The organism is Rhizobacter sp. P2_D12 (genome assembly GCF_056404395.1).
Window position 1 is genome coordinate 23,297 of the sequence record NZ_JBFUEB010000016.1, and the last position, 14,363, is coordinate 37,659.

Consider the following 14,363-nt stretch of genomic DNA (forward strand, 5'->3'; position numbering starts at 1 on the left):
ATGATAGCGGCGGGGGTGCGTGGCTTCGCCGTCAGGCGATCAGGAATCGGTAGAGGTTGCGCAGCATCGCGGCGGTCGCGCCCCAGATGAAGTACTGGTGCGGCTTGCCGTCGGCACCGAGGCCGGTCCAGGGCATCGACAGGAATTCGCGCCGCGCACCACCCACCTCGACGCTGTGGCGGCGGTGGTTGGCCGGGCTCATCAGGAACTCGAGCGGCACCTCGAACACCTCGGCCACCTCGAACGGATCGGCCTGGAACGTGAAGCCGGGGCGCAGCAGCGCGACCACCGGCGTCACGATGAATCCGGTGCCGGTGGTGTAGGTGGGCAGGCTGCCCAGCACGTCGACATACTCGCGGGCCAGGCCGATCTCCTCGGCGGCTTCGCGCAGCGCGGTGTCGACGGCATCCTGGTCGTAGCTTTCGGCGCGGCCGCCGGGAAAGCTGATCTGGCCCGGATGGTCGGTCAGGTGGTCGGTGCGCTGGGTCAGCACCACGCACAGCGATTCGCGCTGGACCAGCGGCACCAGCACCGAGGCATGGGTGGGCTGGCGGGTGCCGAAGGCGCGCTCGACGGCGGTCTCGGGCGCCCAGGCGGGCGGGGACAGGAAGCGGTGGCGCAGCGCATCGGGCGACAGGTGCGGCAGGCCGACGGCAGGAAGGTGATCGTCGATGCCCTCGACGGGCAGTTCCAGCGGATTGAAGCTCAGCGGCATGGACCGATTGGACAAGAAAAAAGCCGCCCCTGGGAGGCGGCTTTCGTAGACCGCGGTCGCCGTCGGGCGATCAGGCCGGCCTTGCCGCTTCGCGGCAGACCCGACGGCGTCGGGCCATGACTTCGTCAGGCGAGCTTTTCCTTGATCCGGGCCGACTTGCCCGAACGATCGCGCAGGTAGTACAGCTTGGCCCGGCGCACATCGCCGCGGCGCTTGACCTCGATCGTCGCGATCAGCGGGCTGTACAGCTGGAACGTACGCTCCACGCCTTCGCCGCTGGAGATCTTGCGAACGATGAAGCTCGAATTCAGGCCGCGGTTGCGCTTGGCAATCACGACGCCTTCGTACGCCTGCACGCGCTTGCGGGTGCCTTCGACGACGTTGACGCTGACGATCACCGTGTCGCCGGGGGCGAAGGGCGGAATGGTCTTGTTGAGGCGAGCAATTTCTTCTTGCTCGAGGGTCTGGATCAGGTCCATGGGCTTTCTCCTGTGATCTTGCCGGCGCCAAGTTGCAGTGTGGACTTCATGGAGGCCACGCCCGGCAGAGGATCGAAAAGCCTGCGATTATAGCCCGAGCCCGGCCAGGAACTTCTCGTCGTGTTTGTCGAGTTCGCCACGGGCCCGTGCCGCATCGATCAACTCCGGCCGGCGCCGGGCGGTGATCTCGAGCGAACGCTCGCGCCGCCAGCGGGCGATCGCGGCGTGGTGGCCCGACAGCAGCACCGGCGGCACCGGATCGGGCCCGGCCGGCGATTCCAGCACCTCGGGGCGGCTGTAGTGCGGACAGTCGAGCAGCCCGTCGGAGAAGCTGTCCTGCTGGTGCGACTGGGCGTCGCCCAGCACGCCCGGCTGCAGGCGGGCCACGCCATCCAGCAGCGCCAGCGCCGGCAGTTCGCCGCCGGACAGCACGAAATCGCCGAGGCTCAGCTCCAGCGTGACGTGGCGGTCGATGAAGCGCTGGTCGATGCCCTCGTAGCGCCCGCACAGCAGCACCGCGCCGGGGCCGGCGGCGAATTCGCGCAGCACGGCCTGGTCGATGCGCCGGCCGGTGGGCGTGAAGTGCACGACGGCGGCGGGGTGGCCCGAGTCGGCGCGCTCGCCGCGGATCGCCGCCAGCGCGCGTTCCAGCGGCTCGACCAGCATCACCATGCCCGGCCCGCCGCCATACGGACGGTCGTCGACGCGGCGGTAATTGTCGTCGGCGAAGTCGCGCAGCGGCCACAGCCGCACGTCGACCTGGTTCGATTCGAAGGCACGGCGCGTCACGCCCACCGTCAGGTGGGGCGAGAACAGCTCGGGAAACAGCGTGACGACGTCGAAGCGCATCGCCGGGCTCAGTAATCCAGGCCCCAGTCGACGGTGATGCGGCGCTCGGCCATGCTGACGTCGTCGACGTAGGCGGCGACGAACGGGATCAGGCGCTCTTCGGCCGGCGTGGCCGCCTCGAGCCGCAGCACGCTGTGCGGCCCGGTGTCGATCAGGCCGGCCACGGTACCCAGCGTCTGCCCTTCGCGGTTGACGACCGTCATGCCGATCAGGTCGACCCAGTAGTACTCGTCCTTGTCGGCGGTCGGGAAGCTGGAGCGGCCGACGAAGATGCGCGCGCCGCGCAGGGCCTCGGCGCCGCTGCGATCGGCCACGTCCTGCACCTGCGCGACGACACCGTCACCGTGCTCCTTGACCTGCATCACCTTCAACAGCGGGGGGATGGCGGCATGGACTGCGCCCGCGCTTGCAGGAAGCTTGACGCCCTGCTGCGGCTGCGGCGGTTTCAGGAACCACCGACGCGAAGAAAAAAGAGCCTGGGGATCGGCGGCGAACGGCTGGACCTTGATCCAGCCTTTCACGCCCCAGGCGTCGAGGACACGGCCGACTTCCACCGCATCGTCGGGCCAGGCGGGATCGGACATCCCGGTGGGCACCGGCGCGGCGGTCATCGACGCGTTCCTCAGGCTGCCGCGGCAGCCGGCGTCGCGGTCTTGGCTTGGGCGACCAGGCGGGCGACGGTCGGCGACAGCTGGGCGCCGTGGGCGGTCCAGTGCTCGACGCGGTCGAACGCGACGCGCAGCGGCTGTTCGCCACCGGACGCCACCGGGTTGTAGAAGCCGACGCGTTCGATGAAGCGGCCGTCACGGCGGACGCGCGAATCAGCGACGACGATGTTGTAGAACGGACGCTTCTTGGCGCCGCCACGTGCGAGTCGAATCACGACCATGTTGTTTCCTTGAATTGTCTAAAAACAATCCACCGCACCAGGAGACACTCAGGCGAGCAGATCAGGGGTCGAAAATCGACCAGGGCTCGGCGCCGTAGATACGCCGGCCTTGCGGGCCGACCGTCACCGAAACCGCGCATTATAAACTCCCGGATCCAACTTGCACCCCACCATGTCCGAGAGCCCCATCACGATCCGCGCCAGCAGCGCTGCCGACCTTCCCGCCATCGCCGACATCTACGGCTGGAACGTGCTGAACGGCACCGGCACCTTCGAGCTCGACGCGCCCGACCTCGCCGAGATGACCCGCCGCCGCGACGACGTGCTGGGCAAGGGCCTGCCCTGGCTGGTGGCCGAGCGCGGCGGCCAGGTGCTGGGGTACGCCTATGCCAACCACTTCCGCCCGCGCCGGGCCTACCGCTTCTGCCTCGAAGACTCGATCTACCTGGCCGACGCGGCCCGCGGCCAGGGCGTCGGCAAGGCCTTGCTGGCCGAACTGATGGCGCAGTGCGAAGCGCTGGGCGCGCGCCAGATGCTGGCGGTGATCGGCGATTCGGCCAACGCCGGCTCGATCGGCGTGCACCGCAGCTTGGGTTTCGAGCACACCGGGTTGCTGAAATCCGCCGGCTGGAAGTTCGATGCCTGGCGCGACGTGGTGCTGATGCAGCGCTCGCTCGGCCCGGGCGACGCGCAGGCCCCGGCGGCGGGCCAATGAGCATGGCCAAGTCGAAGACGCTCGCGACCTGGATCGCCCTCGTCGGCGGCAGCCTCGGGCTGCACCGCTTCTACCTGCACGGCCCGCGCGACCCCTGGGGCTGGCTGTGGCCGATCCCGACGCTGATCGGGGCCTACGGCGTCGAGCGCGTGATCCGCATCGGCCAGGACGACCCGCTGTCCTGGGCGCTGATCCCGCTGCTCGGCCTGGCGATCTCGGCGGCAATGCTGGCCGCGATCGTCTACGGCCTGATGCCCGACGAGAAATGGAGCCAGCGCTTCAACGCCGGCGCCCCGGTCACGCCGTCGGGCTGGGCCGCGGTGATCGGTGTCGTCCTCGCGCTGCTGCTCGGCGCCACCGTGCTGATGTCCACCATCGCGTTCGGCGGACAACGCTACTTCGAGTACCAGGTCGACGAGGCGCGCAAGATCAGCCAGTGACCGCGCCGGCGAACGCCGTCAGGCGAACAGCGCGAAGCTGACCCAGTACGCGACCGCCGCGACGAAGGCCGAGGCCGGGATCGTGAAGATCCACGCCCAGACGATGTTGCCGGCCACGCCCCAGCGCACCGCCGACGCGCGCCGCACCGAGCCGACGCCGACGATCGCGCCGGTGATGGTGTGCGTGGTCGACACCGGGATGCCGAGCGCGGTGGCGAGGAACAGCGTCATCGCGCCGCCGGTCTCGGCGCAGAAGCCGCCCACCGGCCGCAGCTTGGTGATCTTCTGCCCCATGGTCTTCACGATGCGCCAGCCGCCGAACATCGTGCCCAGGCCGATCGCCAGGTAGCAGCTGCCGATGACCCAGGCCGGCGGGGCCTTGTCGCCGGTCGCCGCGTGCCCGGTCGCGATCAGCAGCATCCAGATGATGCCGATGGTCTTCTGCGCATCGTTGCCGCCGTGGCCCAGGCTGTAGAGCCCGGCCGACAGCAGCTGCAGGCGCCGGAACCAGTTGTCGACCCGCAGCGGCGAGCTGCGCCGGCAGATCCAGGCCACCGCCACCATCAGCAGCGAGCCGAGCAGGAAGCCGAGCGCCGGCGACACGAAGATGAAGGCGACGATCTTCAGGACGCCCGCGCCGTTCAGCGCCGCGGTGCCGCCCTTGCCGATCACCGCGCCGCAGATGCCGCCGATCAGCGCATGCGACGAGCTCGACGGGATGCCGTACCACCAGGTGATCAGGTTCCACGCGATCGCGCCGATCAGGGCGCCGAACACCACGTGGTGGTCGACCGCGCTCGGCGCGACGATGCCCTTGCCCACCGTGGCCGCCACCGTGAGGTTGTGGAACACCGAGATCGCCAGCACGTTGAAGAAGGCCGCGAACACCACCGCCTGCTGCGGCTTGAGCACGCCGGTCGACACGACGGTGGCGATGGAGTTCGCCGCGTCGTGGAAGCCGTTCATGAAATCGAAGGCAATGGCCAGCAGCACCAGCAGCGCCACCACCCAGAACGCGACCTGGATCGATGCCATCAGGAGTTCTCGAGGACCACGCCCTCGATCAGGTTCGCCACGTCCTCGCACCGGTCGGAGATGGATTCCAGCTGCTCGTAGATCGCCTTCAGCTTGATCAGCTCGCGCACGTCCTTCTCCTCGCGGAACAGCTTGGACATCGCGGCGCGCATCACGCGGTCGGCGTCGGACTCGAGCTTGTCGATCTCCTCGCAGGTCTTGATCGCCGCCTCGATCGCGTCGTGCTGGTTCAGCTTGGGCAGCAGCGACACGGCGTGCTGCACGCGCTCGCAGCACTTGGCGCTCAGGTCGCCCAGGCGCAGCACCTCTTCGGTCATCGCGCGCACGTCGTACAGCTGCATGGTCTCGGTCGCGTCCTGCAGCAGGTCGACGATGTCGTCCATCGCATTGATCAGCCCGTGGATCTGCTCGCGGTCGATCGGCGTGATGAAGGTCTTGTGCAGCAGCCGGTTCACCTCGGCGGTGATGCGGTCGGCGGCGCGCTCGGCGGCGACCACCTCGTTGGCATGCTTCTCGCGCAGGTTCAGGTCGTTGTAGTTCTCGATCATCGCGATGAAGGCCCGCGCCCCTTCGACGATGAACGCGGCGTGCTGGTTGAACAGCTCAAAGAAATTGCCTTCGCGCGGCAGCAGCTTGCCAAACAGCATCGTGGGTTCTCCAAGGAATCGGCAGCGATGCCATCCCGGTTGTCACCGTGCTGTCATCGATTTGTCACGGCCGGAAGTGTAGCCGGGCGGATCAGGCCAGCCGGGGCTGCGCGCCGGGGTCGAAGAAGTCGCGCGGGCCCTCGAACGCGGCCAGCCGGTCGAGCAGCGCCTGCCAGTCGGCCTCGCTCGCGATCGGGTTGAAGCGYTCGGTGTTGACGGCCAGCACCGGTGCCGCGTCGAAGGCCTCGAAGTAGCTCGCATAGCCGTCGGCCAGGCGCTGCAGGTAGTCGGCACCGATGCGCTGCTCCATCGCGATCGCGCGCCGCTGGATGCGCTGCAGCAGCACCGGCGTCGGCGCCTGCAGCCAGATCACCAGGTCGGGCTGGGGCACCTGCGGCGCCACCTGCGCATACATCTGGCTGTACAGGTGGTATTCCTCGTCGCTCAGGTTCAGGCGCGCGAACAGCGCGTCCTTGGCGAACATGAAATCGCTGACGATGGCCTGCGAGAACATGCCCGGCTGCGCCAGCGAGCGTACCTGGCGCAGGCGCTGGAACAGGAAGAACACCTGGGTCTGGAACGCGTAGCCGGGCTGATCGGCATAGAAGCGCTCGAGGAAGGGGTTCTCGTCCGCCTGCTCCATCATCGGCTCGGCACCCAGGTGCGCCGCCAGCCGGCGCGCGAGCGAGCTCTTGCCGACGCCGATCGGCCCCTCGATGGCGATGTGGCGGAAGCGCTCCAGCCCGTGCGTCATGGCCTCAGGCGCTCACGAGCGGAAGATGAAGTACACCGCCCCGACCAGGCACAGCCCGGCCCACAGGTAGTCGAGCTTGAACGGCTGGCCCATCCAGATCATCGCGAACGGCACGAACACGCCGAGCGTGATCACCTCCTGCGTGATCTTCAGCTGCGCCAGCGAGAAGCCGCCGGCGTAGCCGATGCGGTTGGCCGGCACCTGCAGCAGGTACTCGAACAGCGCGATGCCCCAGCTGATCAGCGCCGCGGTGTACCAGGGCTTGTCGGCCAGGCTCTTCAGGTGGCCGTACCAAGCCACCGTCATGAAGACGTTGGAGGCGATCAGCAGCACGATCGTCTGCAGCGACACGGGGATGGCGTTCATGGGTCCAGTCTCTCGATGCGTTGTGCCGGCAGCCGCGACAGCAGCGACGCGACGCTGCCAAGGCCCGGCACCGGCCAGTCGGGCGCCAGGTCGGACAGCGGCGCGAGCACGAAGGCGCGCTCGTGCAGCCGCGGGTGCGGCACGGCGAGCGTCGGCAGCTCGAGCTGCAGGTCGCCGTACAGCAGCAGGTCGAGGTCGAGCGTGCGCGGGGCATTGCGCACCGAACGCACGCGCCCGTGCCGCGCCTCGATGGCCTGCAGCGCATCCAGCAGCTCCAGCGGCGCCAGCGTGGTGCGCAGGCGCGCGACGGCGTTGACGTAGTCGGGGCCGCCCGCATCGACCGGCGCGGTGCGGTACATCGGCGAGGCCTTCAGCTGCGACACGCCGGGCAGTGCCGCCAGGCCTTCCAGGGCCTGCGTCAGCGTGGCGCGTGCATCACCGAGGTTGGCGCCCAGCCCGACGAAAGCCCATTCGCCGCGCCGCTCACGGACCGGATCATTCGGCATCGCCGCCGGCGGACGGGGTTTCACCCGCGCCACCGCCCGGCTTGCGCCGGCGACGGCGGCGCTTGCGGGCCGGGTCCGCAGTCTCCTGCAGCTCGGCATCGCCCTGCGCCGCCACCGCCGGGGCGGCGGCCTTGCGCTCGCCCGCCGCGGCCGGGGCCCGGCGCGGGGCCTCGCGCGTGCCGTGCATCAGGCGCGAGCGCTCGTCGGGCTCGGCCTGCGAGAAGTCTTCCCACCAGCGGGCCAGCTCGGCTTCGATCTCGCCGGCATCGGCGCGCAGCCGCAGGAAGTCGAACGCGGCGCGGAAGCGCGGCTGGTCGACCAGCGTGAACGGGCCGTTGCCGGTGCGGCGCTCGAAGCGCGGCTGCATCAGCCAGATCTCGCGCATGTCGCCGGCCAGCTTGCCGCGGCCGGAGATGTCGCCGATGCGGGCGTCGAACACCGCGTCGATCGCCTGCTGCAGTGCCGGGAACGGCGCCTCGCCGCCCTTCTTCAGCCGCAGCCAGCGGTCGAGCACCTCGTGCCACAGCATGCAGGCGAGCATGAAGCTCGGCGCCACCGGCTTGCCTTCGGCGACGCGCCGGTCGGTGTCGGCCAGCGCCAGCTGCACGAACTTCTGGCGCGCCGGGTGCTTGGCCGCGTCGTCGAGCATCACGTCGAGGACCGGGAACAACCCGCGCGCCGCGCCGGCCAGGCCCTGCTTGTGCAGCTCTTCGATGCTGGCCAGCGCATGGCCGGTCTGCAGCAGCTTGATCATCTCGTCGAAGGTGCGCGAGGCCGGCACGCTGTCGAGCAGCGAGGCCAGCTCGCGGATCGGCGCGCGCGTCTTCGCGTCGATCGTGAAGCCCAGCTTGGCCGCGAAGCGCACCACGCGGATGATGCGCACCGGGTCTTCGCGGTAGCGCGTGACCGGGTCGCCGATGATGCGCAGCACCTTCTTCTTCGCGTCCTTGATGCCGCCGTGGTAGTCGACGACGATCTGGCGCTGCGGGTCGTAGTACATCGCGTTGACGGTGAAGTCGCGCCGCGCCGCATCCTCGATCTGCGGGCCCCAGACGTTGTCGCGCAGCACGCGGCCGGCCGCGTCGACCGCATGGGTCTTGCCGGCGAGCTCGCTCTTCGAGGTCTTCTCGTTGCCGCTGACCTGCTCGGAGGCCGCCGCGTCCATCATCGCGCGGAAGGTGGAGACCTCGATCACCTCGTGCTCCCGGCCGCGCCCGAACACCACGTGCACGATGCGAAAGCGCCGGCCGATGATGAAGGCGCGCCGGAACAGGCCCTTGACCTGCTCCGGCGTCGCGTTGGTGGCGACGTCGAAATCCTTCGGACGCAGCCCGACCAGCAGGTCGCGCACCGCGCCACCCACGATGTAGGCCTCGTAGCCGGCGTCGGCCAGCGTCTGCACGACGCGCACGGCGTGCTCGTCGACCAGCGCCGGGTCGATGCCGTGCTCGCCGGCCGGGACCTCGACCCGCTTGCCCTTGGGCACGGCGATCGGTGCGCTGGATTTGCCCAGCAGCTTGTCAATGAACTTCTTGATCATTGGTTGAAGAGTTGAAGTACGCGCCAGCCCCGTTCGCGTGCAATGGCTTCCAGCGACGGCGAGGGGTTGGTCGCCACCGGGTCGGTTGCGCATTCGAGCAGCGGCAGGTCGTTCGGCGAATCGCTGTAGACGCTGATGCGTTCGAAATCCTGCAGCCGGTGCCCCAGGCCTGCCAGCCACTCGCGGGTGCGAGCTGTCTTGCCGTCTCGAAACGAAGGTGTCCCGCGGATCCGGCCCGTGATGTTACCCGCCGGACCGCGTTCCAGGTCCACCGCAAGCAGGTGGGGCACGCCGAAGGCCCGGGCGATCGGGGCGGTGACGAACTCGTTGGTCGCGGTCACGATGGCCACCAGGTCGCCCCGCGCCTGGTGTTCGCGCACCAGCGCGGTGGCCCGCGGCAGCAGTGCCGGCGCGATCACCTCGCGCATGAAGCCGGCCTGCGCGGCGGCCAGCTCGGCCGCCGGGCGGTCGCGCCAGGCGCGGGTCGCGAACTCGACGTATTCGTGGATGTCCAGCGTGCCGGCCTGGTACTGGACGTAGAACGCGTCGTTGGCGCGGCCGAAGCTTTCGGCCTCGACCCAGCCCAGGCGCAGCATGTACTCGCCCCAGGCATGGTCGGAATCGAGCGGGATCAGCGTGTGGTCGAGGTCGAACAGGCACAGGTTCATGTCGGCTCCGGCCCTTCTTCGGCCAGCATCTGCTTCAGCAAGGGCACGGTGATGGCGCGCTTGTGCGCCAGCGCGAACTCGTCCAGCCGGTCGAGCAGGCGCATCAGGTGCTTCAGGTCGCGCGAGAAGCGCGTCAACAGGTAGTCCATCACGTCGTCGGACAGGAAGATGCCGCGCCGGTCGGCCTCGCGGCGCAGCGCGCCGCGCGCCTCGGATTCGCCCAGCGGCTCGATCGCGAAGATGTGGCCCCAGCCGAGCCGGGTGCGCAGGTCTTCGCGCAGCGGCAGGTCGATCGGCGGCACGCGGGCGGCTGCGGCCACCGGGATGCCGTGCGTCGTGGCCTGCACGAACAGCGCGAAGGCGGCGTGCTGCTCGGCCTCGTCGAAGGCGTCGCAGCCGTCCAGCACGATCAGCGTGTCGCCCTCGTCGAACTGCCACGGCAGGTCGTCGCCGGCGCTGAACCAGCTGACGCGTCCGCCCTGCTGCTGCACGCTGCCGGCCAGGCCGCGCAGCAGGTGCGTCTTGCCGGCACCGGACGGCCCCCACAGCAGCACCGGCGCCGCCTGGCGCGTGAGCCCGCGCAGGTGCTGCAGCGCCAGCGCGTTGCCGCCCGCGACGAAGGTCTCGAAGGTGTGGGCCGGGTCGCTGGCGATCAGCAGGGGCAGTTGACGCATCGGCCGTTCACCCGCGGAACAGCTTGCTGTCGACATAGGCCGCGCGCACCCGGCCGGCGGCCACGGCCATCACCGCGCTGAGCGGCAGCGCGATCAGCACGCCGACGAAGCCGAACAGCTGGCCGAAGGCGAGCAGCGCGAAGATCACCGTCAGCGGGCTCAGGCCGATGCGCTCGCCGACCAGGCGCGGCGTCAGGAACAGGCTCTCGATCACCTGCCCCGAGCCGTAGACCACCGCCACTGCGATCAGCCCGTAGGCGCTTGCGAACTGCAGCGTGCCGGCCAGCAGCGCCAGCACCAGCCCGAGGCCGAAGCCGAGGTAGGGGATGAAGACCGCCAGCCCGGTGAAGACGCCCACCGGCACCGCGAGGTCGAAGCCGAACAGCGCCAGCCCGATGCTGTAGAGCACCGCCAGGATGCCCATCACCAGCAGCTGGCCGCGCAGGTACTGGCCCAGCACCGCGTCGCACTCGTCCATGAAGCTGCGCACGCCGTGCTGCAGCCGCGGCGGGATCAGGGCTTCGAGCCGCTGCACCTGGCGCGGCCAGTCCATCAGCAGGTAGAACAGCACCACCGGGATCAGCACCGCGTTGCCGACGATGGCCAGCAGGAAGCTGCCGCCGATGCGCGCCGAGCTGAGCGCGGTGCCGACCCATTCCTCGACGTTCTCGCCCAGGCGCTGGACCACGAATTCCTTCACGCTGGCGGTGTCGAGCTGGGCGTGGATGCCGAACTGCGCGAGCCACGGCGTCGCCCACAGGCTGAAGCGGTCGATCAGCAGCGGCACCTGCTGGCGCAGCAGCGGCAGCTCCTTCGACAGGATCGGCACGATCAGCAGCAGCACCGTCAGCACGACCAGCAGCGCCAGCACCTCGACGCCCAGCACCGCCAGCACGCGCGGCACGCCGCGCGCGGCCAGCCGCTCGACCGGCGGGTGCAGCGCATAGGCCAGCACCGCACCGACGATGAAGGGCGTCAGCACCGGCGCCAGCAGCCACACCAGCACCAGCCCCACCAGGGCGATGGCCAGCCACGAAAGGGTTTGACGCTGCGCGGGAGAAAGTTGCATCGGCGGGTCGGTGATGCCGGCGAAGGCGTGCCCGGGGTGGGCGGTGCCGGCAGGAAGCGGCAAATTCTAAGGGGCAGCCCGACACCCCCTGAAACAATCGGCGCGGCCAGTCAGTGCAGCCTGCGCGGGCCCGCCCGGCGCAGTTCGTCCAGGCGGGACTGGATCGCCGCGCGGTCGTCGGCGCCCGGCACATGGGCCAGGTAGCTGGCCAGGTCGTGCACCGCCTCGCCGCCCAGGCCCACCGCGGCCAGCGCGAGGCCGCGGTCGCGGCGCTCTTCCCAGTCCTGCGGCAGCAGGATCACCAGCCGGTTCAGCACCTGCAGCAGGCGCGGCCAGTCCTCGGTGCTGCGGTGGATTTCCTTCAGGTTGCGCAGGATGCGCGCCAGCACGTCGCGTGCCGGCGCGGCCTGCAGGAACAGGCCGAGCGGCACGTCGAAATCGCCGACCAGGCCGTGGCTCTTGCGGTAGGGCATCAGCAGCTCGTCGAGCTCGTCGCGCGACAGCGAATGGCCGGTGAACGGGTCGATCACCACCTCGCCCTGCGGCATGTGCAGCTTGACCAGGAAGTGCCCGGGGAAGGACACGCCGCGCGCCTGCAGCCCGATCTGCGTGGCCAGCTCGATGTAGAGCACCGCCAGCGTGATCGGGATGCCGCGCCGCGTGCGCAGCACCGTGCCGAGGTGGCTGTTGCCGGGGTCGTAGTAGTCGTTGACATTGCCGGCGAAGCCGAGGTCGCTGAAGAAGAAGTGGTTGAGCCGGCGCAGGCGCTGCAGCGGCACCGCATCGGCCGGCACGCGCTGCTTCAGGCGGGCGCCGAGGCGGTCGATCTCGGCCAGCACGGACTGGGCGTCGAGCCCGGGATCGTCGTCCTGGCCGATCGCGACGGCAGCCTCGGTCAGCGACAGGCTGGCGTCATCGGCGACCAGCGACGCGAAATACTCCAGCGCGGTGGGCGCCTCGAACTGCAGTGGACCCGGCATGCGTTCCAGTTTAGCCGCGGCGCGCGAACTGCTTGAGGTTCAGCCCGGTCGCGAGCAAGGTCCCGAAATAGACCACGGCCGAGGCTCCCAGGCAGGCCGCCAGCCAGCCGATGCGCCCGCCGCCCTGGTGGCCGAGCGCGATCCAGTCGAGCCGGCTCGCGGCATACGCCAGCAAGGCGCCCAGCAGCGCGGTGGCCAGCAGCACGCGCCATGCGAAGCCGCCCCAGCCGGGCGACGGCACGTAGCTGCCGGCCCGGCGCAGCCCGAAGAACAGCCAGCCGGCGTTGACCAGCGCCCCGAGGCCGATCGACAGCGCAAGGCCCGCATGGCCCAGCTGCGGCACGAACAGCAGGTTCATCAACTGGGTCAGCACCAGCACGACGACGGCGATCTTCACCGGCGTGCGGATGTCCTGCCGGGCATAGAAGCCGGGCGCGAGGATCTTGATGCCGACCAGCCCCATCAGCCCGACGCCGTAGCCGCGCAGCGCGAGCACGGTCTGGGCGACGTCCTCGGCGCGGAAGGCGCCGCGCTGGTACAGCGTGGCCACCAGCGGCGTCGTGAAGACCAGCAGCGCCACCGCGCAGGGCAGCGCCAGCAGCACCACGAGGCGCAAGCCCCAGTCGAGCAGGCCGGCGTAGGACTCGGCGTCGGCACGCGCCTGCGCCGCCGACAGCTGCGGGATCAGCACCACGCCGAGCGCGACGCCCAGCAGCGCGGTCGGGAATTCCATCAGCCGGTCGGCATAGGTCAGCCACGACACCGCGCCGACGCCGACGTGCGATGCGATCTGGGTGTTGATCAGCAGCGACAGCTGGGCCACCGAAACACCCAGCAGCGCCGGTGCCATCTGGCGCAGCACCCGGTGCACGCCGGGGTGGTGCCACGCCGCGCGGATCGCCGCCGGGCTGAGCCCGATGCGCGGCAACTGGCCGATGCGCGCCAGCGCCGGCAGCTGCACGGCCAGCTGCAGCACGCCGCCGACCATCACGCCGACGGCCATCGCGTAGATCGGCTCGATGCCGTGGCGGCGGAACACCGGCGCCAGGCCCCAGCCGGCGCCGATCACCGCCAGGTTCAGCAGCACCGGCGATGCGGCCGGCACCGCGAATTTTTTCCAGGTGTTCAGCACGCCGGCCGCCAGCGCCACCAGCGAGATGAAGCCGATGTAGGGGAACATCCAGCGCGTCATCACCACCGCGCCGTCGAACTGCGCCAGGCCCGAGGCCATCAGCCAGACGATCAGCGGCGCGCCCACCATGCCGGCCAGGCAGGTGACCAGGAGCGCCCAGAACAGCACCGTGGCGACCGCGTTGACCAGCAGGTGCGTGACCTCGTCGCCCTCGCGGGTGCGCGTCTCGCCGAGGATGGGCACGAAAGCCTGCGCGAAGGCGCCCTCGGCGAACAGCCGGCGCAGCATGTTGGGGATGCGGAACGCGGCCTGGAACGCGTCGGTCCAGGCGCCGGCGCCGAACATCGCGGCCACCATCAGCTCGCGGCCGAGCCCGGTGATGCGCGAGGCCAGGGTCAGCAGGGAGACGACGGAGGCAGCGCGCAGCAGGTTCATGGGGGACCGGGCAGGAAGGCGGGCGGATTATAGGTAGCGCCTGCTAACGCCGGCGGGTCTGGTTTGCCTGCCCCGCGTCTTGAATGCTATACTCGTCGTCTTTGCCCCACCTGGATAAGCTCTAAGCATGGCCACCTCCTCCAAAGCCAAGAAGACGGTTCGCATCGCGTCGGGCCGCAAGCGTGTTCGCCAAGACGTGAAGCTCAACGCCGCCAACACCGCGCTGCGTTCGAAGTTCCGCACCGTCATCAAGAACGTTCAAAAGGCCGTTGTCGCCGGCGACAAGGCCAAGGCTGCCGAAATCTTCAAGACTGCCCAGCACGTCATCGATTCCGTGGCCGACAAGGGTCTGTTCCACAAGAACAAGGCCGCTCGCCACAAGAGCCGCCTGTCGGCCAAGATCAAGGCGCTCGCAGCCTGATCGAATCATCCAGGTGGTAAGTGAAAAGGCCCGCTCAGCGGGCCTTTTT

General features: G+C 69.7%; 19 protein-coding genes. 3 read left to right on the forward strand and 16 right to left on the reverse strand.

From position 1 onward, the window contains the following. Window positions 1–31: 31 nt before the first annotated feature. The 5 genes from AC1DYN_RS07520 to rpsP all read right to left on the reverse strand — a co-directional run bounded on the left by AC1DYN_RS07520 (window position 32) and on the right by rpsP (window position 2,932). On the reverse strand, window positions 32–715 hold the full coding sequence (locus AC1DYN_RS07520) for a CoA pyrophosphatase (protein WP_477958503.1): 684 nt from the start codon (window positions 713–715) through the stop codon (window positions 32–34). Between the two features lie 125 nt (window positions 716–840). Next, window positions 841–1,194 carry a 50S ribosomal protein L19 gene (rplS, locus tag AC1DYN_RS07525; protein WP_169671788.1) on the reverse strand — a complete coding sequence of 118 codons (354 nt, stop codon included), beginning with the start codon at window positions 1,192–1,194 and terminating at the stop codon, window positions 841–843. Between the two features lie 87 nt (window positions 1,195–1,281). Further along, window positions 1,282–2,043: a tRNA (guanosine(37)-N1)-methyltransferase TrmD gene (gene trmD / locus AC1DYN_RS07530; RefSeq protein ID WP_477958504.1), complete on the reverse strand. Its 762-nt coding sequence runs from the start codon at window positions 2,041–2,043 to the stop codon at window positions 1,282–1,284. Window positions 2,044–2,051: 8 nt separating this feature from the next. Beyond that, window positions 2,052–2,654, reverse strand: coding sequence for a ribosome maturation factor RimM (gene rimM, locus AC1DYN_RS07535; RefSeq protein ID WP_477958505.1), 603 nt, complete (start codon window positions 2,652–2,654; stop codon window positions 2,052–2,054). Window positions 2,655–2,665: 11 nt separating this feature from the next. Continuing rightward, window positions 2,666–2,932, reverse strand: a complete 267-nt coding sequence (gene rpsP, locus AC1DYN_RS07540; protein ID WP_477958506.1) for a 30S ribosomal protein S16 — start codon at window positions 2,930–2,932, stop codon at window positions 2,666–2,668. 172 nt (window positions 2,933–3,104) lie between these two features. Between rpsP and AC1DYN_RS07545 the strand changes: the two genes are divergently transcribed. Together AC1DYN_RS07545 and AC1DYN_RS07550 are read left to right on the forward strand one after the other, a co-directional pair. Further along, window positions 3,105–3,647 (forward strand): GNAT family N-acetyltransferase, encoded by a 543-nt coding sequence (locus AC1DYN_RS07545; RefSeq protein ID WP_477958507.1) that lies wholly within the window; start codon window positions 3,105–3,107, stop codon window positions 3,645–3,647. After that, entirely contained in the window at window positions 3,644–4,087 is a 444-nt protein-coding gene (locus AC1DYN_RS07550) for an NINE protein (RefSeq protein ID WP_477958508.1), read from the forward strand. Before AC1DYN_RS07545 ends, AC1DYN_RS07550 begins: the two co-directional genes overlap by 4 nt. A gap of 18 nt (window positions 4,088–4,105) precedes the next feature. On the opposite strand, the gene AC1DYN_RS07555 is transcribed toward AC1DYN_RS07550, so the two are convergent. The 11 genes from AC1DYN_RS07555 to murJ all read right to left on the reverse strand — a co-directional run bounded on the left by AC1DYN_RS07555 (window position 4,106) and on the right by murJ (window position 13,893). Then, on the reverse strand, window positions 4,106–5,122 hold the full coding sequence (locus tag AC1DYN_RS07555; protein ID WP_477958509.1) for an inorganic phosphate transporter: 1,017 nt from the start codon (window positions 5,120–5,122) through the stop codon (window positions 4,106–4,108). Then, complete coding sequence (locus AC1DYN_RS07560; RefSeq protein WP_477958510.1) at window positions 5,122–5,769, reverse strand: DUF47 domain-containing protein; 648 nt, start codon at window positions 5,767–5,769, stop codon at window positions 5,122–5,124. Before AC1DYN_RS07560 ends, AC1DYN_RS07555 begins: the two co-directional genes overlap by 1 nt. A gap of 91 nt (window positions 5,770–5,860) precedes the next feature. After that, complete coding sequence (locus AC1DYN_RS07565; protein WP_477958511.1) at window positions 5,861–6,523, reverse strand: deoxynucleoside kinase; 663 nt, start codon at window positions 6,521–6,523, stop codon at window positions 5,861–5,863. A 12-nt stretch (window positions 6,524–6,535) separates the two neighbouring features. Continuing rightward, window positions 6,536–6,889, reverse strand: a complete 354-nt coding sequence (locus AC1DYN_RS07570; protein ID WP_477958512.1) for a DMT family protein — start codon at window positions 6,887–6,889, stop codon at window positions 6,536–6,538. Next, a complete protein-coding gene (gene folK, locus AC1DYN_RS07575; protein WP_477958513.1) occupies window positions 6,886–7,395 on the reverse strand; it encodes a 2-amino-4-hydroxy-6-hydroxymethyldihydropteridine diphosphokinase in 510 nt (169 codons plus the stop codon). The genes AC1DYN_RS07570 and folK overlap by 4 nt, the downstream gene beginning before the upstream one ends. After that, the gene (pcnB, locus tag AC1DYN_RS07580) at window positions 7,385–8,935 is read right to left on the reverse strand and encodes a polynucleotide adenylyltransferase PcnB (protein ID WP_477958514.1); all 1,551 of its coding nucleotides are present in this window, start codon (window positions 8,933–8,935) and stop codon (window positions 7,385–7,387) included. Before pcnB ends, folK begins: the two co-directional genes overlap by 11 nt. Continuing rightward, window positions 8,932–9,603, reverse strand: a complete 672-nt coding sequence (locus AC1DYN_RS07585; protein ID WP_477958515.1) for a histidinol-phosphatase — start codon at window positions 9,601–9,603, stop codon at window positions 8,932–8,934. The genes pcnB and AC1DYN_RS07585 overlap by 4 nt, the downstream gene beginning before the upstream one ends. Further along, the gene (gene hda, locus AC1DYN_RS07590) at window positions 9,600–10,277 is read right to left on the reverse strand and encodes a DnaA regulatory inactivator Hda (RefSeq protein WP_477958516.1); all 678 of its coding nucleotides are present in this window, start codon (window positions 10,275–10,277) and stop codon (window positions 9,600–9,602) included. The genes AC1DYN_RS07585 and hda overlap by 4 nt, the downstream gene beginning before the upstream one ends. A 7-nt stretch (window positions 10,278–10,284) precedes the next feature. Further along, entirely contained in the window at window positions 10,285–11,346 is a 1,062-nt protein-coding gene (locus tag AC1DYN_RS07595; protein WP_477958517.1) for an AI-2E family transporter, read from the reverse strand. A 110-nt stretch (window positions 11,347–11,456) separates the two neighbouring features. Continuing rightward, window positions 11,457–12,326 carry a SirB1 family protein gene (locus AC1DYN_RS07600; RefSeq protein WP_477958518.1) on the reverse strand — a complete coding sequence of 290 codons (870 nt, stop codon included), beginning with the start codon at window positions 12,324–12,326 and terminating at the stop codon, window positions 11,457–11,459. A gap of 10 nt (window positions 12,327–12,336) precedes the next feature. Beyond that, a complete protein-coding gene (gene murJ / locus AC1DYN_RS07605) occupies window positions 12,337–13,893 on the reverse strand; it encodes a murein biosynthesis integral membrane protein MurJ (protein ID WP_477958519.1) in 1,557 nt (518 codons plus the stop codon). Between the two features lie 127 nt (window positions 13,894–14,020). Here murJ and rpsT point away from each other — a divergent pair, with 127 nt between their 5' ends. Continuing rightward, window positions 14,021–14,314 carry a 30S ribosomal protein S20 gene (gene rpsT, locus AC1DYN_RS07610; protein ID WP_477958520.1) on the forward strand — a complete coding sequence of 98 codons (294 nt, stop codon included), beginning with the start codon at window positions 14,021–14,023 and terminating at the stop codon, window positions 14,312–14,314. The last annotated feature ends 49 nt before the right edge of the window (window positions 14,315–14,363 follow it).

Bases quoted from the DNA above. Each gene is read 5' to 3' on its own strand.
- AC1DYN_RS07520 (WP_477958503.1), bottom strand. From the start codon at position 715: ATGCCGCTGAGCTTCAATCCGCTGGAACTGCCCGTCGAGGGCATCGAC.
- rplS (WP_169671788.1), bottom strand. From the start codon at position 1,194: ATGGACCTGATCCAGACCCTCGAGCAAGAAGAAATTGCTCGCCTCAAC.
- trmD (WP_477958504.1), bottom strand. From the start codon at position 2,043: ATGCGCTTCGACGTCGTCACGCTGTTTCCCGAGCTGTTCTCGCCCCAC.
- rimM (WP_477958505.1), bottom strand. From the start codon at position 2,654: ATGACCGCCGCGCCGGTGCCCACCGGGATGTCCGATCCCGCCTGGCCC.
- rpsP (WP_477958506.1), bottom strand. From the start codon at position 2,932: ATGGTCGTGATTCGACTCGCACGTGGCGGCGCCAAGAAGCGTCCGTTC.
- AC1DYN_RS07545 (WP_477958507.1), top strand. From the start codon at position 3,105: ATGTCCGAGAGCCCCATCACGATCCGCGCCAGCAGCGCTGCCGACCTT.
- AC1DYN_RS07550 (WP_477958508.1), top strand. From the start codon at position 3,644: ATGAGCATGGCCAAGTCGAAGACGCTCGCGACCTGGATCGCCCTCGTC.
- AC1DYN_RS07555 (WP_477958509.1), bottom strand. From the start codon at position 5,122: ATGGCATCGATCCAGGTCGCGTTCTGGGTGGTGGCGCTGCTGGTGCTG.
- AC1DYN_RS07560 (WP_477958510.1), bottom strand. From the start codon at position 5,769: ATGCTGTTTGGCAAGCTGCTGCCGCGCGAAGGCAATTTCTTTGAGCTG.
- AC1DYN_RS07570 (WP_477958512.1), bottom strand. From the start codon at position 6,889: ATGAACGCCATCCCCGTGTCGCTGCAGACGATCGTGCTGCTGATCGCC.
- folK (WP_477958513.1), bottom strand. From the start codon at position 7,395: ATGCCGAATGATCCGGTCCGTGAGCGGCGCGGCGAATGGGCTTTCGTC.
- pcnB (WP_477958514.1), bottom strand. From the start codon at position 8,935: ATGATCAAGAAGTTCATTGACAAGCTGCTGGGCAAATCCAGCGCACCG.
- AC1DYN_RS07585 (WP_477958515.1), bottom strand. From the start codon at position 9,603: ATGAACCTGTGCCTGTTCGACCTCGACCACACGCTGATCCCGCTCGAT.
- hda (WP_477958516.1), bottom strand. From the start codon at position 10,277: ATGCGTCAACTGCCCCTGCTGATCGCCAGCGACCCGGCCCACACCTTC.
- AC1DYN_RS07595 (WP_477958517.1), bottom strand. From the start codon at position 11,346: ATGCAACTTTCTCCCGCGCAGCGTCAAACCCTTTCGTGGCTGGCCATC.
- AC1DYN_RS07600 (WP_477958518.1), bottom strand. From the start codon at position 12,326: ATGCCGGGTCCACTGCAGTTCGAGGCGCCCACCGCGCTGGAGTATTTC.
- murJ (WP_477958519.1), bottom strand. From the start codon at position 13,893: ATGAACCTGCTGCGCGCTGCCTCCGTCGTCTCCCTGCTGACCCTGGCC.
- rpsT (WP_477958520.1), top strand. From the start codon at position 14,021: ATGGCCACCTCCTCCAAAGCCAAGAAGACGGTTCGCATCGCGTCGGGC.